The sequence below is a fragment of the Herbiconiux daphne genome (assembly GCF_024979295.1).
GTDB classification, from domain to species: Bacteria; Actinomycetota; Actinomycetes; order Actinomycetales; family Microbacteriaceae; genus Herbiconiux; species Herbiconiux daphnes.
In genome coordinates this window covers 1-20,747 of record NZ_JANLCJ010000011.1, presented here as the reverse complement: position 1 = coordinate 20,747, position 20,747 = coordinate 1, and the positions used below count along the sequence as shown (strand labels likewise).

The window sequence follows — 20,747 nt, the reverse complement described above, 5'->3', positions numbered from 1 at the left end:
GGCGCGTGCAACACCGGCAAGTTCCCCGTCCTCGGTCACGATCCCACTCTCGGAGGCACGTAATTGGCAGCACAGATCGATCGCCGCGTTCTGCTCAAGGGCTCGTTCATCGTGGCCGCCGCCGGCGTTCTGGCGGCCTGCACCGCCGATGAGGCGCCGTCGTCGCCCACTCCCTCCGCGTCGAGGCCACCCGCGACGCCCACCCCGACACCCGAGCCCACGCGTTCGGGCGGCGCTCGTCCCGCGGCGGCCGTCTCGTTCGGTCCGAACGGCACCCACTACCCCGCCGAACTGCCCTGGTTGGGCGAGCAAGCGGCCACCGAGCTCGTCGCCGAATGCGACTGGGCCGACATCGCCGCCAAGATCGCGACCCTGGATGCCGCGACCACCGCTGCGGGTGCGATCATCCGGGTGAAACCGGGCGTGCTGCCGGGTGAGGGCTCGAAGTCGTCGTCGCCCGCCGCGCTGACCGAGGTCGGCGGAGCGGACTGGACCGTGCCGGTCGTGATCTGCCCCCTCGAGGGCTTCGGCTCGGTCACGGTCGCGGCCGAGGGCATCCGGCTCGACAAGTGCGCGGGGCTGGCCTTCTACGGTCTGCTCAGCACCGGCGCGTTCACCCTCACCCAGTGCTCGAACCTGCAGATCGGCTGGAGCCGGTTCGACGGCATGGGCATCACCCAGGGCGGCACCGCCATCGCGATGTACGAGCTGGTGCTCGGCTTCCGCCAGAACGAGACCGACACGGCGGCGGTGCGGCCCACCGAGGCCTACGCCATGACCGACATCTCGCGGCACGGCTGCGTCTTCGGCCCCTCGGTCAAGCCCGAGGGCAGCGAGGCCCACTGCGACACCATCCAGCTCGAGGGCACCGGGTCAGGCCCCTTCGGCCCCTTCACCTCGGTCGACTGCGTCGACTACGGCTCGTCGAACAGCGCCGAGCTGCTGAAGGACAACCTGATCTACGCCGACTACCAGCACTGCCTCATCCTGGGCGGCCTGCTGCCGTGGCTCGTGCAGCCGCTCAAGCCGGGCGACTACTCCGGTGAGCCGAACGCCTTCGCGGGCGGCTGCCGCGACGTGCGCCTCACCGACTCGGTGGTGTCGGGCGCGGTGGGCCGCATGGGCTTCACGACGGTCGAGAACACCACGTTGAGCTACGAGCCGGTGGCGAAGCAGCAGCCCAGCCAGTCGGGTTCGTGGACCTTCGACCCTGCCATCAAGGGCTGGACCCGCGACGACATCCTCGGCCTCCAGTCCGTGCCCGACTACGAGGTGGCCACCCTCACGAAGCTGTGGGCCTGGTAGAACCGGGTCACCAGTCGCTGTCGTCGCGCCAGGCGGCGACGTCGACCTCGTTACCCTCCGGGTCGGCGAGGGTCCACCACGCGGGGGCGTTGTCGTCATTCACGATGCTCCCGCCCGCTGCCAGCGCCGCCGCGATGCGTGCCGGAGCCTCGGAGCGCGGCACCGACAGATCGATGTGGATGCGGTTGCGCCCGGTGCGCGGAGGATCCATCTGCTGGAACCAGATGTTCGGGCCCCGGCCGAACGGATCGAGGAGGTCGTCGTCGCCGTGCCGGCGGTAGCCCGTGACGGCCTGCCAGAAGGGCAGCACCGTTGGGATGTCGGCGGCATCGATGGCGATCTGCACGGCGTGCAGCCCCACGACGTCGGCGGCGATCCCGAGGTCGGCGGCGGCCTGCGACACGGCCTGCGCGAGCGCAAGGTCGCGTTCGCTGATGTCGGTGATGTCGTGGCTGAACAGCCGCACGGTCACCGTCGCGTAGCGCAGGTCGACGTCGGGGTGGTGGCCGGCGGCATCGGCGAGCCGGGCGATCTCGGCAACGAAGGCGGCGCCCCGCTCGAACGACCCGGTCGCGAAGCGGGCGGTGGCGGCGTCGAAGAGCACGCCCCAGTCGGAGACGCCCTGCGCAGCGTGGAATCGGGCGGGTGAGATGCGGTCGTTCATGTCGGCTCCTCCTGATGGGGCTCGGCGGGGTGATGGGTCTCGGTGGGCCGACGGGTCTCGGTGGGCGTCTCGCTGGGCCCGTGGGGCTTCGCGGGCAGGCGGGGCTTCGCGGGGCGGTAGCTGCTGACAGTCGGGTCTCCGGCGATCCAGTAGCGCCACGGAAAGGCGACCGCGTCGCCGGCCGGGCCGCTCACGCCCACACGCGGGCCGGTGGCGATCGTGGGGCGGGCGGCATCCGGGCCCGCACCCGTCGGCACGAAGAACTGCCACGCGCTGCCGAAGAGGTCGTCGCCGTCGTCGGCCAGGGTCGCTCCGAGCGCTTGCGCCACGTTTCCCGGCCCACGCGCGAGTGCCCGGTCGGGCAGCGGCGAGCGCCGCCCGCCCGCCTCGCGCCGCCGCCGCGCGAGTTCCACACCCTCCACCACCCGGCCGGCGCGCACGAGGCATCCGTAGGGCTGGCCCACCCGGCCCGTCACGAGGTTGACGGCGTGGTGGAGTCCGTAGCTGAAGTAGCAGTAGACGTGCCCGGCGGGCCCGAACATGGTGGCATTGCGGGCGGTGCGGCCCCGGTAGGAGTGCGACCCCGGGTCGCGTTCGCCGGCGTAGGCCTCGACCTCGGTGATGCGCAGGGCGACGGTGCCCGCGGCATCCGTGCGGCGCAGCGCGCAGCCGAGCAGTTGCGGGGCGACGTCGAACACGTCGCGCGCGAAGAACGCGCGATCGGTGTCGGTGAACCCCACCGGAGCATCCACGGTGCCACCCTAGCGCGGCCGGGAAAGACGGGCCTCGGCGCGCGAGGCTTGTCGCGCCCCGGGCCCGGTGGCAGGGTGGCTGCATGGCGATCGAGGTGCGTGCGGCGACACGGTTCGCCGACGTGAAGACGATGGTCGGCCCCAAACGCCCCGATGCGAACGTGTGCTGGTGCCTCAGCTATCGCATCCCCTCGACGCAGAACAACGACCTGCACGGCACCGCGCGCGGCGATCTGGTGAAGAAGCTCGTGGCACAGAAACCACCGCCCGGGGTGCTCGCCTACGACGGCGACGAGGTGGTGGGCTGGGCCGGCGTGCACCCGCGCGCCGACACGACCTTCGCACGCAACCGCAGGATCCCGCACGTCGACGACCTCGATGTGTGGTCGGTGTGGTGCATACGGGTGCGCCCCGGGCACCGCGGCGAGGGCATCTCGCACCGGTTGCTCGCCGGTGCCGTCGACTTCGCCCGCGAGCACGGCGCCCCCGCGATCGAGGGCTACCCGGTCGACAACCGCGGCAAGAAGGTCGACCTCACCATGGCCTACGTCGGCACCCGCTCCCTGTTCGAAGCCGCGGGTTTCACCGAGGCGGCGGTCACCGACTCGGTGCTGAACGGGTTTCCCCGGTTGCTGATGCGGTTCGACCTGAACTGACCGCGTAGCCTGGGTGATCGTGGACATCGACCAGCTCCGGCACTTCCTCGCGGTCGCCGACGAGGGCGACTACTCGCGCGCCGCGAACGCCGCGCACGTCTCGCGGGCGACGATCCAGGCATCCGTCGCCGTCGTCGAAGCCGAGGTGGGCGACGCGCTGGTGGCCGACGACGAGCACGGTGTCAGCCTCACCCCGGCGGGCCTCGCGTTCCGGTCGGTGGCGCGGTCGCGCGTCGCCGCCGCACCCGCGACCCCGGCGAAGAAGGCGGGCGGCAAGGCCAAGGCCTCGAAGGGCAAGGGGCGGGCTCCCGTGGTGAAGGGCGAACCGAAGCCGTTCAAGAAGCGCCAGGGCCGGTGAGCGGCGAGGGTCCGAACGAGGCCGGCCGGCTGCTCGCGGCCTACGACGCGCAGCTGCGAACGGATGCCGAGACCCCGAGCGCCATCGCCGTGACCCGTCTCGGCCCGCTGCGGCTGGTGACGTTCGCGGGCGGGCGGGGGTTCGTCACCTATCGCGACCTGGGGGAGGCCGCAGCCGCCAGTCAGGCCACTGACGCCGCAGCCCCCGCGCCCGCCGACGAGGCCGCAGCCACCGCCGACGTCGCCGGTCTGGTCGCGGCCGCGCTCGCCCACTACCGCGCCGACCCGGCCATCACCCGGGTCGAGTGGAAGACCCGCGGTCACGACCGCGCGCCGGGGCTGCACGACGCCCTCGTCGCCGCGGGGTTCGCGCCCGACGAGACCGAGTCGATCATGATCGGCGAGGCCGCGGCGCTCGCGGTCGACGTCGCGCTCCCTGACGGGGTGCGCCTGCGCCGGGTCACGGCCGAGCACGACGTGCGCGCCATGAGCGCGATGCAAGACGAGGTGTTCGGCGACGAGCCCTCCGACGAGATGGCGAACGCGCTGCTGCGGCGGCTCGCGCTGGATGACGGCATGGAGTTGTGGGTGGCCGAGTCGGGCCGCGAGATCGTCAGCGCCGGTCGCCTCGAACCGGTCGCCGGCACCGACTTCGCGGGCATCTGGGGCGGCGCGACCCGGCCGGCGTGGCGTGGTCAGGGCATCTACCGGGCGCTCACCGCGGCTCGGGCGAGATCGGCGCTCGAGCGGGGCAAGACCCTCATCCACAGTGATTCGACCGAGTTCTCGCGGCCGATTCTCGAGCGGTCGGGGCTGCTGAAGGTGTCGACCACGACGCCCTACCGCTGGCGCCGCTGAGCCGAACGACCCAGCCTGCCGCACCCGTTCACGGCGCCGTGCACCGCGACGAACTCGTGATGGTCGCCTCGACGCCCTCCCCCGCCGTCGACGCCCCGGCGTCGGCCGAGGGCTGCACCACGATCGTGATCGGAATCAGGTTCTTCCCCACCACCTGCGCCTGCACGCCCCCGTCGGCCCCGCGCGGCGACACGCTGACGTTCCACTCGCGGGCCTCGTAGGCAGCCTTCACGATGTCGATCACCTCCGCCGGCCGCGCCGTGGCCGGCAGCAGCACGGTGCGCTCGAGGGTGAACTGCTCTCCGGCACCGCCGTCGGGGCACGGTGACACGCTCGTGGAGTCGCTCGGCGGCTCCACCGGGTCGCCGAGCAGTGTCGTCAGCGTGTCGGCCTCGCCGACCACCTCGGCCGTGACGCCCTCGAGCGTGGTCGGCGCGCTCGGCCTCGACACCGTCACCCCGATGCCGACCGCCACGATCAGCGCGGCGACGGCCGCCGCGGTCACCAGCGTGGCCGGCCGCAGTAACCCACTCCACTTCTCGCCTTTCGGAGGAAGTCTCGGGGGCTTCTTGGGCGGAAAGAACCGCCAGGTGCTCACGCCACGTCCCTCCTTCGGCGCTCACGCCACCGCCCGTACAGCACCGCCAGGGCGCCCAGGGCGACCAGCACGGCGGTCAGCCCCACGATGTACCCGACCACGCTTCCCCAGCCCGCCGTGCGCGGGTCGAGAAACGGGTAGGGATAGATGCTGCCACCGCTCGCCGCAGCCCGCGCGAAGGAGTACACCGCCCACGCCACCGGATAGATCGGCACCAGCCACAACGACCGCCACGGCAGCGCGGGTCGCCCCGGCGCCAGCAGCCAGTCGATCACGAGCAGCAACGGCACCCACACGTGCACGACCTCGTTCGGCCAGTCCAGCCCGGGGTAGCCGACGGGCGGGATGTTGCGCAGCAGCAGGTTGTAGACCGCGGCGGTGATCACCGCATAGGTGAGGGTCGACATCCGCACGGCTGTGAAGAGCACCGTGTCGCGGGGCAGCCTCAGCGCCAGGATGCCGCCCACCACCAGCACCACGATGTTGAACAGACTCGTCTCGATGGTGAAGTAGCTGAAGTACTGCCACGGATCGAACGCGTCGTTCGCCACCCGGTCGCCGATTTGAACGCCGATGGTGACCGCGAGCCCGACGCCCACGATCAACCGGAGGATGCCCGCGATTCGTCTGCCCATGAGAACTGTTCGTAGCCTAAGCCGAATCCGTTCATGGGGTGATTGATCGAGGCTTTCCGAAGTGCCGATTTATTTTGCTAGATTGTCTAGATAAATCTTCGCGCTTCCTCGTGTCGCCGCGGCCCGAAAGAGATGGTGACGAGTGGGAAAGTTCATCTACGGCCCCGATGGGCTCGAGATCGAGATGGACGACCGCACCCTCGCCCATGTCAAGCTCGCCATGTTCACGAAGCTCCGGCGCAACGAGTCGTTCTCGTTCTCATGGCAGGTCGGCCCCGACAGCGGCACCGGGCGGCACTCCATCTGGATCAGCCCTGCCTCGATGGTGCACTTCCATTTCTTCGACAGCCGCCCGGCCGCGCTCAACAAGGCCTGGCTGAAGCTCATGGTCGGCGCCGCGAACGACGGCGACCTGCGCCTCATGCAGGAGCCGCACGACGAGGGGCACTCAGGGCAGGATGCGCAGAGGCACGTCATCACCGAGGCACGCTAGCACTGAGGCCCGGCAGCACTGAGGCCCGGCAGCACTGAGGCCCGACAGCGCTGAGGGCTTCACACCCCCTCGAGCGTCCACTCCTCGATGCTGAACCCCCACGACGTCGTGCGGTCCATCGCCTCGATGGCGGCATCGCGCGACGCGAACACGCCGATCACATCACGCGTCCACTCGGTGACGTCCATCACGACCCAGACCTGCAACTGATCACCGACTTTCCGACGACGGGGTGCCTCGCCGGCCCCGCGCGCGATGGCGGCCGACGTGCCTCCGACCCTACGCTCGTGTTCCGGCGATCGGCAGGGCCCCGACTCGTCCGATGTCAGCCGGCCGCCGCCCGGATGGCGGAAGGGTCGTTCACCGCATATCGAGGCCGCTCTCCGCGCAGCACGCGGGCCGCCTCTTCATGGGCCTTTCGGCGGGTCTCCTGCCACGACTCCTGGCTGAAATGCGCGGCGTGCGGGCTGAGCAACACCCGGTCGAGCCCTCGCAGCGGGCTGCCGAGCTCCAGCGGCTCGTGCGCGAAGGCATCAAGCCCTGCACCCGCCAGGTGACCGCGAATGATCGCGTCAGCCAGCGCCCGTTCATCGACGAGGCCGCCTCGCGATACGTTGATCAAGATCGAACCGCTGGGCATGCGCTCCAGCACCGGACGGTCGATGATGTTCTGCGTGTCGCCGGTGAGCGGAACGTGCAGTGACAGGATGTCGGACACCTCCACCAGCTCGTCGAACCCGACGCTCTCCACTCCCGCCTCTTCGATCGCGCCGCTCGGCAGACCGGGGTCGAACGCCACCACCCGGTAACCGATCGCGGCCGCGATCTCAGCCACTCGGCGGCCTATCCGGCCGAGACCGAGCAGCCCGAACGTCTGATCGTCCGCGCGCCGCATTCCGGCGCCGATCGCGAACGTGCTCGCCCAGCCGTCGGCGTCGATCGCTCGGTCGAATTCCACCAATCGTCGGGCGAGTCCGAGGGCCATCGCCACCGCGTGGGTCGCGACCTCGCGATAGTTCGCATCGGGAACGTTGGTCACCCAGATGCCGCGCTCGGTGGCAGCGCCGATGTCGACGGTGTCCACCCCCACGCCGAGGCGTGTGATCGATCGGCACCGGCGGAGGTTCTCGATCACTCCGCGCGAAATGTGCTCAGCGAGCACGATCAGGGCGTCCGCGTCGGCGGTCTCCCGCCGCAACGCATCCGGATCGGTTCCGTCGACAGCACTCACCGCCACGTCGAGACCCCGGTATGCGTCCAGGTCACTCTCGCCGATCGGCACGGCGGTCGACGTCAGCACCACCTTCATCGAGCCACGGCCACCCGTCGAGCCGCGGCCGGTCATCGACCCACCGCCGGTCCGTCGCTGCCGACGAGCGTGTCGTGCGGTGCCCTCAAGGCCGCGACGTCAGCCCAGGCCTGGTCGGCGCCTGCGGTGATCGACCCGAGATCGGAGCCGACGAACAGCAGGCGTGCGCCCGCGTCGAGGTAGCGCCGGGTGTCGTCGGAGGTGAAGCTGAAAGCGCCTTTCGCCAGCCCGTTCTTCTCGGCAACCTGGAAGATGTGATCGATCGCCGCCCGGTGCTCGCCGCCCCCGACCTCGACCCCGAGCGCGAGCGCGAGGTCGAACGGGCCGATCACCACCGCGTCGAGTCCCGGCGTCGCGAGAATCTCGTCGACGCCCTCGAAACCGGCCCGGGTCTCGACCTGGATCGTGACGAGAACAGCCGCGTTCGCCGCCCTCACGTGCTCGGCGAGATCGGCGCCGTACCCCGAACCGCGACCAGGTCCGGCCCCTCGCGCACCCTCCGGTGCGTAGCGTGCCCGACGCACCACCTCGGCGGCCTCGGCGGCGCTGTCGATGCGCGGAACGACGATGCCCGCCGCGCCGCAATCGAGCACCCGGTTGATGTGCACGCCCACCTCGGGAACCCGCACGATCGCGGGCTTGCGGTGCACGTCGGCCGCCCGGATCATCTCTTCCACTCCGCCTATCCCCACCGGAGTGTGCTCGCTCTCGATCAGCAGGGCATCGAACTCCGAGCGACCGAGTGACTCGACGACCATCGGCGAAGGAATGAGAACGGATGTCGCGATCAGCGGTTCGCGGCGAATGCGGTGCCGAAGCTCGTGGAATGTCATCGGGGGCTCCTCTGTATCGATGGGCAGGCGGTGAACGGGCGCCCCTCGGCCGGGTGTCCGGTGGTCACGATCGCGGCTCGATTCCGGCGTAGGCGGGCGTCTCGGCTCGGTCCCGGGCCGAGATGAAGGGGCGACCGAGCAGGATGCCGGTCAGACTCAGCAATTGCGACACCACGATCAGACAGGCCACCAGCCAGGGCTGGCCGCCGAGCGCCGCCACCAGCGCGGTCGCGATGAACGGAGTGGGGCCGGCGATGATGGCGCCCTGCAGCTCCCGCGACGACGACAGACCCGACGACCGGTATTCCGCGCGGAACAACGCCGGCATGAGCACCGTGTGGCCCGCGGCGCCCGGGCTCCAGCCGAGCACCGTCATGATCACGCTCGCCAGCATCACCAGGGCGAGCTGGCCCGTCTGCAGGATCATGAAGTAGGGAAAGGCGAACAGGATGCTGCCGGCGATGCCGATGAACATCACTCGCTTGGCACCGATGCGGTCGGCCAGCAGGCCGAACGCCGCGCAGAACACGATGTTCGCGACCACGATGGCGAGATTCACGAACAACGCGTCGCTGCTGGTGAGCCCGATCTGATTCACGATGTAGGCGATACCGAATGAGAGCACCACGAATCCGGTCGCGTTGAGCCCGGTGGGCAGCAGGAACCCGGCCACGAAGTTGCGCGGGCTGGCACGGAACGCTCGCGCCATGGCGACGAGGGCGTTCGCCCGAGCGGGCGGCAGTTGCCCGGCCGCGCGCTCGGCCTGCACCCGTTCGAACTCGGGTGATTCCACCATCTTCCGCCGCAGCAGCAGTCCGATCACCGTGAGCACGGCGCTGAGCAGGAACGGCACGCGCCAGCCCCACTCGACGAACGTCTCGGGGGCGAGCGATGAGCTGATGACGGCGAACAGGATCGACGCGAGCAACGTGCCCCCCATTCCCGCACTCATGGCGATCGATGAGAAGAACCCCTTGCGCTTGTGGGTTGCGCTCTCGTTCATGATGGTGATCGCCCCGGCCAGTTCGGCGCCTGCCCCGAAGCCCTGGGTGAGCCGCAGCAGCACCAGAAGTGCCGGTGCCCAGACCCCGATGGTGGCGAACCCGGGGATGAGCCCCATCAAGGTCGTCGAGACTCCGATCATCAGGATCGACAAGATGAGCACCGGGCGCCGGCCGATCCGGTCGCCGAGCGCCCCGAGAACGATGCCGCCGATGGGCCGGGCGATGAATCCGACCGCGAAGGTGGCGAAGGCGGCGAGAACTCCGGTGAATCCGGTCGCCTGCGGAAAGAAGACCGGAGCGATCACCAAGCCGGCCACGAGGCCGTAGAGCCCGTAGTCGTACCACTCGATCACGGTGCCGATTCCGCCGGCGAGTGAGGTGCGGATGGATTGCTGCCGGGTAGGCCCGGAGGGCTGTCGGCGCTCCTCGAGCGGGATCTGTTCTGACGACGTGGACACGGGAGCTCCTTTGCTCTGATCATCTTTTCCGTTGTGGAGCGGATCTGCGAGGAGGCTATCAGCAATTCTGCATTCTGTCGATTGTCGACAGAATGCGATCAAGTACGATGGGGACGTGACTTCCTCGACTACGGGCTTCCAGGTCATCCGATCGGCGTCTTTGGTCGACGAGGCGTTCCGGCAGATCCGGGTCGGCATCCTCAACGGCGATCTTGCGGCCGGTTCACCCCTTCGCGACTCGGTGCTCGCGGAACAGATGGGAATCAGCCGTTCCCCGGTTCGGGAGGCGCTGCGTCTGCTCGAGCAGTCCGGTCTCGTCGAGAAGTCGGCGAATCGCTCGTACCGCATCTCCGATCTCGCCGCCGCCGACATCCCTGAGCTCGCCACCCTGCGGCTCGCCGACGAGATCGTCGCGGTGCGCACCATCGTGCAGCACAAGGTCGCGCTCGACCCGCTCGACGCCGCGCTCGAGCGACTCGGCAGCCCGGGCACCACGGCGCTTGAGATCGCGGCGGCCGATGCCGCGTTCCATGCCGCCGTGGTGGCGCTCGCCGGCATGCCGCGCCTGAACGCCCGCTACGCCGACCTCACCGACCAGATCCGCCTCGTGCTCCTCGCCGGCGACCTGGAGCAAACCGGGTCGAGCAGCGTTCTCGTCGAGCGGCACACCGCCCTCCGCGATGCGCTGCGCACGGCGATCGACTCCGGCGATCCGCTTCCGGCCATCCGCGCGTGGGAGGCCCACCTGCTTCAAGGCATGCAGGTGCCGGATCTGCTCGACCCGCTCTGAGCGTCATCCCTCCACGGGAACGTGCACGCTCTCGTCGGGCGACCGCCGCTGCCCGTTCAGCGAGCGCCGCCGTCGACCGAGCGCGACGAGCGGAAAGACCAGCACCGAGAGCATCCCCGCCCCCACCAGCGCCGACGCCGTGCCCGGTTGCAGAATGCCCTGGTCGAGACCGATGTCGGTCACGGCCACGATGATCGGCAGCCCGGTCGCGCTGAACAGCGCCACGGCCGCCCGATCGTTGCGCGACGCCCCCACGGGCGCGGCGAGCAGGCCGGGCAGCCCCCGCACCACGAGCAGCAGCACGAAGAACACCGGTAGCAGCAGAAGCGCGTTGGGCTGCGTGATGAGCGAGGTGAGGTCGAAGGTCACGCCCGTGTAGATGAAGAACACCGGCACCAGAAACCCGAACGCCACCGCCTCGAGCTTCGACTCGATGAACTCCATGTCGGGCTTCGAGGCCCCCGACAGCAGCACGCGATACAGGATGCCGGCCGCGAACGCCCCGAGCAGCATGTCGAGTCCCAGGGCGATGCTGAGGCACACCAGCGCCGCCACGATGAGCAGCACGAGCCGCACCGCGAACTGCCCGCTCGTGTGCAGCGTCGCGGTCACGATCGCGTGCAGCCGGGTGTTGGGCCCTCGCGACGCGAGCCAGATGCCGAGACCCGCGACCAGCGCGAACCCCACCAGCACGAGAGCCGCCACGAGCGGACTCCGGCCGCTGAGGAACAGCGAGATCGCCACCAGCGGCCCGAACTCGCCCACGGCGCCCACCGCGGTCACGGCGCGGCCGAACGGGGTCGACATCTCGCCGGCATCCCGCAGCATCGGCATGATCGTGCCGAGAGCGGTCGACGTCAGTGCGATGCCGATGAACACCCCCGCCTCGATCGAGGGGGCGAGCACGATGCCGATCACGAGGCCGAGGGCCAGCGAGATCAGCCAGCCGAGGCCCGCGCGGGCGAGCGGGCGGCCCCGGATGGCGGCGAAATCGATCTCGTTCCCGGCCATGAAGAACAGCATCGCGAGACCGAAGTTCGCCAGCAGGCTCGTGAAGTCGCTCTCGGGCACCCAGCCGAGCAGGCTGGGCCCCACGATCAGACCCAGCAGGATCTCGAACACCACGAGCGGCACCTTGGCCACCCGGCCCACCGCGGCGGCGACGATGGGAGCCACCACGGCGAGCAACGGCACGAGCACGACGGCCAGCAACGACGTCACCCGCCCCACCTCCCCGGTCAGGGCTCAGTCAACCCGACTTCACTCCAGATGCCGCTCCGGCACACCGTTGTAGAGGCTCAACGGGCGGATCAGCGCGTTCGACGCGAGCTGCTCCATGATGTGCGCGGTCCAGCCGGTGACCCGGCTGGCCACGAACAGGGGAGTGAACATCTCGGTGTCGAACCCGATCAGGCGGTAGGCCGGGCCCGACGGGTAGTCGAGATTCGGTTTGATCGCCTTGCGGTTCTGCATCGCGTCATCCAGGGCCGTGTAGAGCTCGCCGAGCTCGGGCGCGTCGTACTCCACGATCAGGGTGTCGAGCGCGGCCTTCATCGTGGGAACGCGCGAGTCGCCGTTCTTGTAGACGCGGTGGCCGAAGCCCATGATCTTGCGCTTCTCGGCGAGCGCGGCATCCAGCCATTCCTCGGCGCGGTCGGCCGAGCCGATCTCGTCGAAGATGTGCATCACGGCCTCGTTCGCGCCGCCGTGCAGCGGCCCCTTGAGGGCGCCGATCGCCGCCACCACGGCCGAGTAGAGGTCGGCGAGGGTCGACGTCACCACGCGTGCCGTGAAGGTCGAGGCGTTGAACGAGTGCTCGGCATAGAGGATCATCGACACGTCGAACGCGTCGACCACGACCTTCGACGGCACCTCGCCGAACGTCATCGCCAAGAAGTTGGCCGAGTAGCCGAGCTCCGCGTCGGGCTCGACGAGGTCGAGTCCGCGTCGCCGCCGCTGGTCGTAGGCCACGATCGCCGGCAGCTTGGCGAACAGCGACACCGACTTCGTGAGGTTGCCCTCGGGCGAGGCGTCCGCCCACGTGGGGTCGAGCGCGCCGATCACGCTGACGGCGGTGCGTACCACGTCCATCGGATGCGCCGTGAGGGGCAGTTCGTCGATTACGCGCTTCACGGCGTCGTCGAGCGAGCGCTGCGACCGCTCGTCGGCCGCGAACGCGGCGAGCTGCTCGGCGTTCGGCAGTTCGCCGTTCCAGAGCAGGTAGGCGACCTCCTCGAACGAGCACGACGCGGCGAGCTCCTGCACGGGGTAGCCGCGGTAGAGCAGCGAGTTGGTCTCGGGATTGACCTTCGAGATCGCGGTGTAGTCCACGACCACGCCGGCGAGCCCCTTGCGGATCTCTGGTTCGGTTGTCATTTCACTCCTTCGTGAGCGGGTGCTGCCGCGAGCGCTCAGCGAGCGGCCGGAACATCGAAGTTGAACACGGATGTGTCGAAGGCGTTGTACGCCTCGTAGTCAAGCAGTTCGTAGAGCCGGGCGCGCGTCTGCATCTGCGCGACTTCGCCCTTCAGCGATCCCTCGTCGACCAGGCGGTCGAGGCCGCGCTCGGCCGCACCCATGGCGATGCGCAGCAGCGACACCGGGTAGATCACGAGGTTGACGCCCACGTCGGCCAGCTGCTGATTGGTGAACAGCTCGCTCTTGCCGAATTCGGTCATGTTCGCGAGCAGGGGCACGTCGACGGCCGCCCGCACGGCCTCGAACTCGCCGAGGTCGGCCATCGCCTCGGGGAAGATCGCGTCTGCGCCGGCATCGACGAGCTGCTTGGCCCGATCGATCGCGGCACCCAGGCCGTCGACGCCCCGGATGTCGGTGCGCGCCATGATCAGCAGGTTCGGGTCGCGCCGCGCATCCGCCGCCGCCCGGATGCGCTTCACGGCCGTGTCGGCATCGACGACCGCTTTGCCGTCGAGGTGGCCGCAGCGCTTCGGATTCACCTGGTCCTCGATGTGCAACCCGGCGATGCCCGCGTCTTCGAGCGTCTGCACGGTGCGGGCCACGTTCATCGGCTCGCCGAACCCGGTGTCGGCGTCGATCAACGTCGGCAGGTTCGTCATGCGGGCGATCTGCGCACCGCGCCCGGCGACCTCGGAGAGGGTCGTCAGCCCGATGTCAGGAAAACCGAGATCGGCGGCGATCACCGCGCCCGAGATGTAGACGCCCTCGAAGCCCTTCTCCTCGATCAGTCGCGCCGAGAGCGGGTTGAACGCCCCCGGCATCCGCTGCAGCACGCCCGAGTTCAGGGCGGCGCGGAAGGCGGCGCGCTTCTCGGCGGCCGGAATGGTGGAATACAGCATCAGAACAATCCCTTCGGGGTGGGGAACGACTCGAGCAGGCCCGGTCGCGCGGTCACCGTGAGGCCGCCGAGCTCGTCGGCACGCAGCTCGGGCAGACGCTGCACGAGCTCGAGGAACCGGTCGATCTCGGCCTGCTCCACCACGCCCTCGGCGAGGGTCACGAACTTCTGCACGTAGTCGGCGCGGGCGAACGGACGCGCGCCGAGCGGGTGGGCGTCGGCCACCGCGATCTCGTCGACGATGGTGGTGCCGTCGGCGAGCACGATCTCGACCCGGCCGCCGAATGCCTTCTCGGCGGGGTCGTTCGAGTGGTAGCGGCGCGTCCACTCGGGGTCTTCGAGGGTGTGCACCTTGTTCCAGAGCTCGACCGTGTCGGGGCGGCCCGCGCGCTCGGGAGCGTAGGAGTCGACGTGGTGCCACCGGCCGTCCTGCAGCGCCACGGTGAAGATGTAGGGAATGGAGTGGTCGAGCGTCTCGCGCGAGGCCGTCGGGTCGTACTTCTGCGGGTCGTTCGCGCCCGAGCCGATCACGAAGTGGGTGTGGTGGCTGGTGTGGATGGTGACACTGCCGATGTTCGCCGGGTCGACGAGCTCCGGATGCTCGTGGTGCAGCTTGCGGGCCAGGTCGATCCAGGCCTGCGCCTGATATTCGGCCGAGTGCTCCTTCGTGTAGGTGTCGAGGATGCCGCGCTTCGCCTCTCCGGCCGCCGGCAACGGCACTTCGTAGCGTGCGTCGGGCCCGTCGAGCAGCCAGGCGATCACGCCATCCTCGCCCTCGTAGATCGGCGTCGGGCTGGTCTGCCCGCGCATCGCCCGGTCGACGGCCTCGACGGCCATCTTTCCGGCGAACGCCGGGGCGTACGCCTTCCAGGTCGAGATCTCGCCCTTGCGCGACTGCCGGGTGGCGGTGGTGGTGTGCAGCGCCTGCCCGATGGCCTGAAAGATCGTCTCCACGTCGAGACCGAGCAGCGTGCCGATGCCGGCGGCGGCCGACGGGCCGAGGTGCGCGACGTGGTCGATCTTGTGCTTGTGCAGGCTGATGGCCTTCACCAGGTCGACCTGCACCTCGTAGCCGGTGGCGATGCCCCGCACCAGATCGGCGCCCGAGCGACCCACGTGCTGGGCCACGGCGAGGATCGGCGGGATGTTGTCGCCCGGGTGGGAGTACTCCGCCGCGAGGAAGGTGTCGTGGTAGTCGAGCTCGCGCACGGCCACGCCGTTGGCCCACGCGGCCCACTCCGGGCCGAACCGGCCGTCGACCCCGAACACGGTCGAGCCCGGGCTGTAGGGGTGGTCGAGCGCCTGGGCGCGCGCCGCGATGGCGGGCGCGCGCGCGATCGACGCGGTCGCCACGGCGGCGTTGTCGATCAGGCGGTTGATCACCATCTCGGTGACCTCCTCGGTCACCTCGACGGGGTCGGCCGCCACCTCGGCGATCTTGTAGGCGAGCTGGTCTTCGCGGGCGAGGTTCTCGTCGCTTCGGTGCACGCGCACCTCATGCAGATTCATCGGGTCGTCGCATCCTTCGTTGTCGTGATGAGGGTGGGAATGGGGTGGTCGTCGTGCTCAACGTCGCTCTGCGCCACGAGCGAGCCGAGCGTCGATCGCAGGCTCCGGTAGAGGTGCACGCGCGTGGCGTCGGCCGCCAGACGAGGGTCTCCGTCGACGATGGCGTCGACGATCAGCAGGTGTTCGCGGGCCGCCTCGAGCAGGCGTGCCGGGTTGTCGTGCGACAGCCGACGGATGCGCACCAGATGGGTGCGCACGGCGTTCAGCGCCGACACGAGAAAGGGGTTCTGCACCGCCTGGTCGACGGCGTCGTCGAATCGGGCGACCAGGTCGTAATAGGCGTGCCGGCCGGGATCGGGGTCGGCGAGCAGCAGGGGCACCTCGCGGAACTCGTTCTGCAGCGCCACGAATCGCGCCGCATCACGCCGCTCGGCGGCCAGGGCCGCGGCCTGGGCCTCGAGCGCCTGCCGCAGCTCGAACAGCTCGGTGACGTTCTCGGCCGACACCGGCGACACCACCAGGCCGCGGCCGCCGAGCGGCTCGGCGAGACCGTCGCCGACGAGTCGGGCCAGAGCCTCGCGCACCGGTGTGCGCGAGATGCCCAGGCGGCTCGAGAGCTCGACCTCAGCGAGCACCGAGCCGGGCACGAGCTCCCACGAGAGAATCTCGGCGCGCAATGCCTCGTAGGCGATCTCGCTGGCGCGGGCCACTACGCCCTCACCCCTGATGTATACATTGATGCCAGCGTACGCTCCATCCCTCTCGAATTCAACGCCCCCACGGTCACTCTGTATACACAACGGATGCCGCCGCCGATGTGATTGAGTTTCACCATGCTCACCTCCACCACCCGACGCACCCTCGATCTCGCGGGGGAGTGGCTCTGGCGGGCCGACCCGCACGACCTCGGCGAGCACTACCCCGCCCAGCTCGCCTACACGCACGCGCACGATGCCCGCTGGCCCGAACCGCCCGCCGGCACCACGACCGGTTGGGCGGCGACGGCCGTTCCCGGCCGATGGCCGCGCCCTGAGGCCGACGGCGACGTCGTGTGGTTCCGGCGGTCGTTCGACGCCGGCGACGGGCTCGCGAACGCGGCGGCCGCCGATGCCTCGCTCCGCACCGTGCTGCGCTTCGAGGGCGTCAACTACCTCGCCGACGTGTGGCTCAACGGCCACTACCTGGGCAGTCACGAGGGCTACTTCGGCGCGTTCTCGTTCGAGGTCACGGGTGAGCTCCGGCCGGTCAACGACCTCGTGGTGCGGGTCGTGCGCGCCACCGACGTGCTCGGCGAAGAAGACCAGATGGGCCAGTTCAAACGGGACTTCGTCGGGGCGCTCGGCCGCTGGGACATGAACGACCCCGACCACAAACCCGCGGGCATCTGGGGCGCCGTCACTCTTGTGCGACTCGCCGCGGTCTCGGTCGACGACTGGTCCTCGGCCGGCGGCCCGCGCGTCGACTACTCCGTCGCCGCACTGTCGCCGTCGACCGACGGCGACGCTCTGGTCGAGGTGTCGGGCACCATCACGGCAACCCTCACGGCCGCCCGCACGGCAGCCCTCACCGCGGCCGACACCGCCGCCGTCATGAGCCCTCCTGGCGGGGTCACCCTGGCCTGGAGCATCGCTCCGTCGGGCTTCGACGCCCCCGCAGCATCCGGCAGCACCTCCGTCGTCGTGCACGGCGGCCGGCGCACCGCGACCGTCGACTTCACGATGCCGGCGCGCCTCTGGTACACCTGGGATCTCGGTGCCCCCCGCCTCTACGACGTGACCCTCACGGTCACCGACGCCGCCGGCACCGTTCTCGACGACGTGCGCTGGACCACCGGTTTCCGCAGCATCACCCGCGGCGCCGGCTGGTCGACCGAGCTCAACGGCCTTCCGTTCTACCAGCGCGGCGCGAACTACCTCTCCGACCTCGACCTCTCGTCGATGACGCCCGAGCGCTACGCCACCGACGTCACCTTGCTGCGAGAGGCCAACCTCAACGTCGCGCATCCGTTCTGCCACGTCGAGGCCGACGCGTTCTATGCCGAATGCGACCGGCAGGGCATCGCGGTCTACCAGGACTTCCCGGTCTGGCTCATGGCCGACACCTCGGGCGACACCGTTCGCCGCGCCCTCGGCCAGTTCGACCAGCTGCTCGACCGCCTGCACGAGCACCCGGGCGTCGTCATCTGGAACCTCGGCTCGCAGCCGAGCGAGGCGAACGCCGAGAAGCTCTGCGCCGCCCTGGTGCGGCGGGCGACGGATGCCGACCCCTCGCGCATCGCGAACCTCGGCAATGCCGCCATCTCCTACGAGCCGCACGACGACGTGCACCCCACCCGCTCGTTCTTCTGGAGCCGCGAGACTGCCGAACGACTCGAGCGGCGGAGCGACTGGCGGCGCGACACCCACATGTATCCCGGCTGGTACTTCGGAGGCCTCGACACGATCGCCGACCTCCCGCTCGACGACTTCCAGCTCGTCACCGAGTTCGGCGGCCAGTCGCTGCCCCGGCGCGAGCTGCTCGAGCGGTTCCTCGACTGCGACGCGCCGATCGACTGGGCCACGATCGCCCGCCGATGCGGGCAGCCGGCGTTGCTCCAGCGGCACAACCCCGAGGCCGCGACCGTCGACGAGTTGATCGAGTCGAGCCAGCGGCACCAGTCCGAGCTGGTGCGGCACCACGTGGAGTTCATCCGGGCGCGGAAGGGGGCGCCGGGGCACGGACTGCACCTGTTCGCGTTCAACGACTGCTGGCCGTCGATCACCTGGTCGGTCGTCGACCACGATCGGGTCACCAAACCCGCCTACGACGCGCTCCGCACGGCCATGGCGCCGGTGCAGGCGTTCCTCCTCGACCACGACGACGCCCTGCGGCCAGGCGCGCAGGCTGTCACGGTGCACGTCGTGAATGACACCGGCCGCGCACTGACGGATGCCGCCCTGCAGGTCACCCTCGACCCCGGCACCGACGCCGCCACCGTCCTCGCCGAGCACATCTACGCGACGCTGTCGCCCAGCGACGTCACGTCGACCGTCCTCGACATCGACCTCCCGGCGGCCGGTCTGCACGGCCGGCACGAAATCGAGCTCGGATTGGAATGGTCGAACGGGTCAACCCTCAACCGGTACACGTTAGTGTCAAGAGACAGATAGTCGCAAGAGAGGAACACCCATGGTGTACACGGTTATGGCGACACGAGGTCCGGGTGATGCGCGTGATGCGCTCTACCCCACGGTCGATGCACGGCTTTCGATCGCCAGTGAAGATCGCGACGGCGGCAGGGTGAAATGGCTTCCCGTCGCCGCCGTTCGGGTCGACGACAACGAGACCCCGATCGAACCGGCGCCCGCGGCCGCCGAGAGCGGCGACACCACGATCGCCGTGACGAACGCCCGCGTGCTGCTCCGCCGCCTCGGCACCGACGGCTCCAAGACCATCGCGGTGGGTCACCTCCGCTTCCCGTGGATCGAAGAGGTCGGGTTCCACAACTCCACCGGCCCTGACGACCCGGCGCTCGTGCGCTTCAGCACCCACCTCCGCGGCGACGACGGCTCCGTCGTGCACCGCGTGGTCACCATCGACGTCGGCCCCACCATCGACGCCCGCGACATCGCGCTGTCGGCCGCCGTCAAGGTCGCCGATTTCCGCCTCGCCACCATGCCGAACCTCAGCGACGACAAGCGCTGGACCCTCGCCAAGCTGCGCACCCCGAAGAAGCCGGCCCGCGAAGAGCCCGGCATCACCAGCATCCGCCTGCCCGGCTCGGTGCACGTCAGCGCCGAGACCGCGATTCCCGCCGAGGTCAGCTGAAGGTGACTCCGGCGAGGGTCTTCTTCCCTCGCCGCAGCACCGCGAACCCTCCGGCGAGCTCGGAGCCCTCGAGGGTCGCGGTGTCGTCGGCCACCTTCTCGTTGTTGAGGTAGACGCCGCCCTGCCCGATGGCGCGTCGCGCCTCACCGAGACTCGACACGAGCCCCGTGTCGAGCAGGGCTTGAACCACGGATGTCGCGGCGGTGGCCTTCGCCGACGGCAACTCCGCCACGGCCGCGCCCAGAGTCTCGGCGTCGAGCTCGGCGAGTTCACCCTGCCCGAACAGCGCTCCCGCCGCGGCGATGGCGGCCTCGGTCGCGGCCACACCGTGCACCAGAGAGGTCACCTCGAACGCGAGTGTTCGCTGGGCCTCCCGTCGGAACGGTTCCGCCTCCACCGCGCGCTCGAGTCGCTCGAGGTCATCACGGGTGAGGAACGTGAAGATCTTGAGACGCTCGACGACATCGGCGTCGTCGGTGTTGAGCCAGAACTGGTAGAAGGCGTAGGGGCTGGTCAGGGCCGGGTCGAGCCAGACGGCGTTGCCCTCGCTCTTGCCGAACTTCGTTCCGTCGGAGTTGGTGATGAGCGGGGTGCCGATGGCGTGAACGCTCGCGTGCTCTGCACGGTGGATCAGGTCGGTGCCGCTCGTGAGATTGCCCCACTGATCGCTGCCGCCGGTCTGCAGCACGCAGCCGTAGGTGCGGTAGAGCTCGAGAAAGTCCATACCCTGAAGAATCTGGTAGCTGAACTCGGTGTAGCTGATGCCGGCATCCGAGTTGAGGCGTGCCGACACGGCATCCTTCTTCAGCATCGTTCCGACCCGGAAGTACTTTCCGACGTCGCGCAGGAAGTCGATGGCCGAGAGCGGCGCCGTCCAGTCGAGGTTGTTGACCATGCGCGCGGCGTTGTCGCCCTCGAAGCTGAGGAAGCGGGCCACCTGGGCCGACAGGTAGCCCACCCATTCAGCCACGGTCTCCCGGGTGTTCAGCGTGCGCTCCGCCGTCGGGCGGGGGTCGCCGATGAGACCGGTCGAGCCGCCGACGAGGCCGAGCGGCTTGTGGCCGGCGAGCTGCAGGCGGCGCATGACGAGAATCTGCACCAGGTTGCCGAGGTGGAGGCTCGGGGCTGTGGGGTCGAAGCCGCAGTAGAAGGTGATCGGGGGGCCGGCCAGGAGCGTCTTGAGCTCCGCGGCATCCGTCGACACGTGCACGAGTCCCCGGTAGTTCAACTCTTCCCAGATGTCGGCGAACGACGGGTCGTTTTTCTGTTCCACGAGAGCCCAATCTACTAGGCGTGTTAAACCAAAAGAGGCCAGCCCTAGGGCTGGCCTCTTTCGAAAGAAGTCCGGCGGTGTCCTACTCTCCCACAAGGTCCCCCTTGCAGTACCATCGGCGCAGAGAGTC

Annotated in this window: 22 protein-coding genes; 8 read left to right on the top strand and 14 right to left on the bottom strand. The window is 69.6% G+C overall.

Annotated features, from left to right (window positions below):
• Positions 1 to 63: 63 nt before the first annotated feature.
• Positions 64 to 1,305, top strand: coding sequence for a hypothetical protein (locus N1032_RS20095; protein ID WP_259541693.1), 1,242 nt, complete (start codon positions 64 to 66; stop codon positions 1,303 to 1,305).
• Between the two features lie 7 nt (positions 1,306 to 1,312).
• Here N1032_RS20095 and N1032_RS20090 read toward each other — a convergent pair whose 3' ends face one another.
• Both N1032_RS20090 and N1032_RS20085 read right to left on the bottom strand, forming a co-directional pair.
• The gene (locus N1032_RS20090; protein ID WP_259541691.1) at positions 1,313 to 1,969 is read right to left on the bottom strand and encodes a VOC family protein; all 657 of its coding nucleotides are present in this window, start codon (positions 1,967 to 1,969) and stop codon (positions 1,313 to 1,315) included.
• Positions 1,966 to 2,721: a DNA-3-methyladenine glycosylase gene (locus N1032_RS20085; protein ID WP_259541685.1), complete on the bottom strand. Its 756-nt coding sequence runs from the start codon at positions 2,719 to 2,721 to the stop codon at positions 1,966 to 1,968. The genes N1032_RS20090 and N1032_RS20085 overlap by 4 nt, the downstream gene beginning before the upstream one ends.
• Before the next feature lie 83 nt (positions 2,722 to 2,804).
• Here N1032_RS20085 and N1032_RS20080 point away from each other — a divergent pair, with 83 nt between their 5' ends.
• Genes N1032_RS20080 through N1032_RS20070 form a run of 3 tightly spaced genes read left to right on the top strand, consistent with a single transcriptional unit; the run spans position 2,805 to position 4,592 of the window.
• Positions 2,805 to 3,377 (top strand): GNAT family N-acetyltransferase, encoded by a 573-nt coding sequence (locus tag N1032_RS20080; protein ID WP_259541682.1) that lies wholly within the window; start codon positions 2,805 to 2,807, stop codon positions 3,375 to 3,377.
• A gap of 19 nt (positions 3,378 to 3,396) precedes the next feature.
• Complete coding sequence (locus N1032_RS20075; RefSeq protein WP_259541681.1) at positions 3,397 to 3,735, top strand: helix-turn-helix domain-containing protein; 339 nt, start codon at positions 3,397 to 3,399, stop codon at positions 3,733 to 3,735.
• On the top strand, positions 3,732 to 4,592 hold the full coding sequence (locus N1032_RS20070; RefSeq protein WP_259541678.1) for a GNAT family N-acetyltransferase: 861 nt from the start codon (positions 3,732 to 3,734) through the stop codon (positions 4,590 to 4,592). The genes N1032_RS20075 and N1032_RS20070 overlap by 4 nt, the downstream gene beginning before the upstream one ends.
• Positions 4,593 to 4,620: 28 nt before the next feature.
• On the opposite strand, the gene N1032_RS20065 is transcribed toward N1032_RS20070, so the two are convergent.
• Together N1032_RS20065 and N1032_RS20060 are read right to left on the bottom strand one after the other, a co-directional pair.
• The gene (locus tag N1032_RS20065) at positions 4,621 to 5,190 is read right to left on the bottom strand and encodes a hypothetical protein (protein WP_259541676.1); all 570 of its coding nucleotides are present in this window, start codon (positions 5,188 to 5,190) and stop codon (positions 4,621 to 4,623) included.
• Positions 5,187 to 5,825, bottom strand: coding sequence for a Pr6Pr family membrane protein (locus N1032_RS20060; RefSeq protein WP_259541675.1), 639 nt, complete (start codon positions 5,823 to 5,825; stop codon positions 5,187 to 5,189). The genes N1032_RS20065 and N1032_RS20060 overlap by 4 nt, the downstream gene beginning before the upstream one ends.
• A 142-nt stretch (positions 5,826 to 5,967) precedes the next feature.
• Between N1032_RS20060 and N1032_RS20055 the strand changes: the two genes are divergently transcribed.
• On the top strand, positions 5,968 to 6,318 hold the full coding sequence (locus N1032_RS20055) for a DUF7882 family protein (RefSeq protein ID WP_259541673.1): 351 nt from the start codon (positions 5,968 to 5,970) through the stop codon (positions 6,316 to 6,318).
• 59 nt (positions 6,319 to 6,377) lie between these two features.
• On the opposite strand, the gene N1032_RS20050 is transcribed toward N1032_RS20055, so the two are convergent.
• The 4 genes from N1032_RS20050 to N1032_RS20035 all read right to left on the bottom strand — a co-directional run bounded on the left by N1032_RS20050 (position 6,378) and on the right by N1032_RS20035 (position 9,922).
• Entirely contained in the window at positions 6,378 to 6,509 is a 132-nt protein-coding gene (locus N1032_RS20050; RefSeq protein WP_259541671.1) for a hypothetical protein, read from the bottom strand.
• A 134-nt stretch (positions 6,510 to 6,643) separates the two neighbouring features.
• A complete protein-coding gene (locus tag N1032_RS20045) occupies positions 6,644 to 7,663 on the bottom strand; it encodes a C-terminal binding protein (RefSeq protein ID WP_259541669.1) in 1,020 nt (339 codons plus the stop codon).
• Positions 7,660 to 8,460, bottom strand: a complete 801-nt coding sequence (locus N1032_RS20040) for an HpcH/HpaI aldolase family protein (RefSeq protein WP_259541659.1) — start codon at positions 8,458 to 8,460, stop codon at positions 7,660 to 7,662. Before N1032_RS20040 ends, N1032_RS20045 begins: the two co-directional genes overlap by 4 nt.
• A 64-nt stretch (positions 8,461 to 8,524) precedes the next feature.
• Positions 8,525 to 9,922: an MFS transporter gene (locus tag N1032_RS20035; protein ID WP_259541649.1), complete on the bottom strand. Its 1,398-nt coding sequence runs from the start codon at positions 9,920 to 9,922 to the stop codon at positions 8,525 to 8,527.
• Positions 9,923 to 10,037: 115 nt separating this feature from the next.
• Between N1032_RS20035 and N1032_RS20030 the strand changes: the two genes are divergently transcribed.
• Positions 10,038 to 10,712, top strand: a complete 675-nt coding sequence (locus N1032_RS20030) for a GntR family transcriptional regulator (protein WP_259541646.1) — start codon at positions 10,038 to 10,040, stop codon at positions 10,710 to 10,712.
• A 3-nt stretch (positions 10,713 to 10,715) separates the two neighbouring features.
• Here N1032_RS20030 and N1032_RS20025 read toward each other — a convergent pair whose 3' ends face one another.
• From N1032_RS20025 to N1032_RS20005, 5 genes are read right to left on the bottom strand one after another with little or no spacing between them, the layout of a single operon-like run.
• The gene (locus N1032_RS20025; RefSeq protein ID WP_259541644.1) at positions 10,716 to 11,933 is read right to left on the bottom strand and encodes a cation:proton antiporter; all 1,218 of its coding nucleotides are present in this window, start codon (positions 11,931 to 11,933) and stop codon (positions 10,716 to 10,718) included.
• 39 nt (positions 11,934 to 11,972) lie between these two features.
• Positions 11,973 to 13,088, bottom strand: a complete 1,116-nt coding sequence (locus N1032_RS20020) for a bifunctional 2-methylcitrate synthase/citrate synthase (protein ID WP_259541643.1) — start codon at positions 13,086 to 13,088, stop codon at positions 11,973 to 11,975.
• A 35-nt stretch (positions 13,089 to 13,123) separates the two neighbouring features.
• Entirely contained in the window at positions 13,124 to 14,029 is a 906-nt protein-coding gene (gene prpB / locus N1032_RS20015) for a methylisocitrate lyase (RefSeq protein ID WP_259541642.1), read from the bottom strand.
• Complete coding sequence (locus N1032_RS20010) at positions 14,029 to 15,537, bottom strand: MmgE/PrpD family protein (protein ID WP_259541641.1); 1,509 nt, start codon at positions 15,535 to 15,537, stop codon at positions 14,029 to 14,031. Before N1032_RS20010 ends, prpB begins: the two co-directional genes overlap by 1 nt.
• Entirely contained in the window at positions 15,534 to 16,247 is a 714-nt protein-coding gene (locus tag N1032_RS20005; RefSeq protein WP_259541639.1) for a GntR family transcriptional regulator, read from the bottom strand. The genes N1032_RS20010 and N1032_RS20005 overlap by 4 nt, the downstream gene beginning before the upstream one ends.
• Positions 16,248 to 16,370: 123 nt before the next feature.
• Between N1032_RS20005 and N1032_RS20000 the strand changes: the two genes are divergently transcribed.
• Positions 16,371 to 18,686, top strand: coding sequence for a glycosyl hydrolase 2 galactose-binding domain-containing protein (locus N1032_RS20000; protein ID WP_259541638.1), 2,316 nt, complete (start codon positions 16,371 to 16,373; stop codon positions 18,684 to 18,686).
• 19 nt (positions 18,687 to 18,705) lie between these two features.
• Positions 18,706 to 19,344 carry a hypothetical protein gene (locus N1032_RS19995; protein WP_259541635.1) on the top strand — a complete coding sequence of 213 codons (639 nt, stop codon included), beginning with the start codon at positions 18,706 to 18,708 and terminating at the stop codon, positions 19,342 to 19,344.
• On the opposite strand, the gene tyrS is transcribed toward N1032_RS19995, so the two are convergent.
• Positions 19,337 to 20,659, bottom strand: coding sequence for a tyrosine--tRNA ligase (gene tyrS / locus N1032_RS19990; RefSeq protein ID WP_259541878.1), 1,323 nt, complete (start codon positions 20,657 to 20,659; stop codon positions 19,337 to 19,339). The two genes, N1032_RS19995 and tyrS, sit on opposite strands and share 8 nt — an antisense overlap.
• Between the last annotated feature and the right edge of the window lie 88 nt (positions 20,660 to 20,747).

Coding starts and splice junctions, on each gene's coding strand:
- N1032_RS20090 (WP_259541691.1), bottom strand. CDS start 1,969: ATGAACGACCGCATCTCACCCGCCCGATTCCACGCTGCGCAGGGCGTC.
- N1032_RS20080 (WP_259541682.1), top strand. CDS start 2,805: ATGGCGATCGAGGTGCGTGCGGCGACACGGTTCGCCGACGTGAAGACG.
- N1032_RS19995 (WP_259541635.1), top strand. CDS start 18,706: ATGGTGTACACGGTTATGGCGACACGAGGTCCGGGTGATGCGCGTGAT.
- N1032_RS20010 (WP_259541641.1), bottom strand. CDS start 15,537: ATGAATCTGCATGAGGTGCGCGTGCACCGAAGCGACGAGAACCTCGCC.
- prpB (WP_259541642.1), bottom strand. CDS start 14,029: ATGCTGTATTCCACCATTCCGGCCGCCGAGAAGCGCGCCGCCTTCCGC.
- N1032_RS20060 (WP_259541675.1), bottom strand. CDS start 5,825: ATGGGCAGACGAATCGCGGGCATCCTCCGGTTGATCGTGGGCGTCGGG.
- N1032_RS20000 (WP_259541638.1), top strand. CDS start 16,371: ATGCTCACCTCCACCACCCGACGCACCCTCGATCTCGCGGGGGAGTGG.
- N1032_RS20045 (WP_259541669.1), bottom strand. CDS start 7,663: ATGACCGGCCGCGGCTCGACGGGTGGCCGTGGCTCGATGAAGGTGGTG.
- N1032_RS20020 (WP_259541643.1), bottom strand. CDS start 13,088: ATGACAACCGAACCAGAGATCCGCAAGGGGCTCGCCGGCGTGGTCGTG.
- N1032_RS20040 (WP_259541659.1), bottom strand. CDS start 8,460: ATGACATTCCACGAGCTTCGGCACCGCATTCGCCGCGAACCGCTGATC.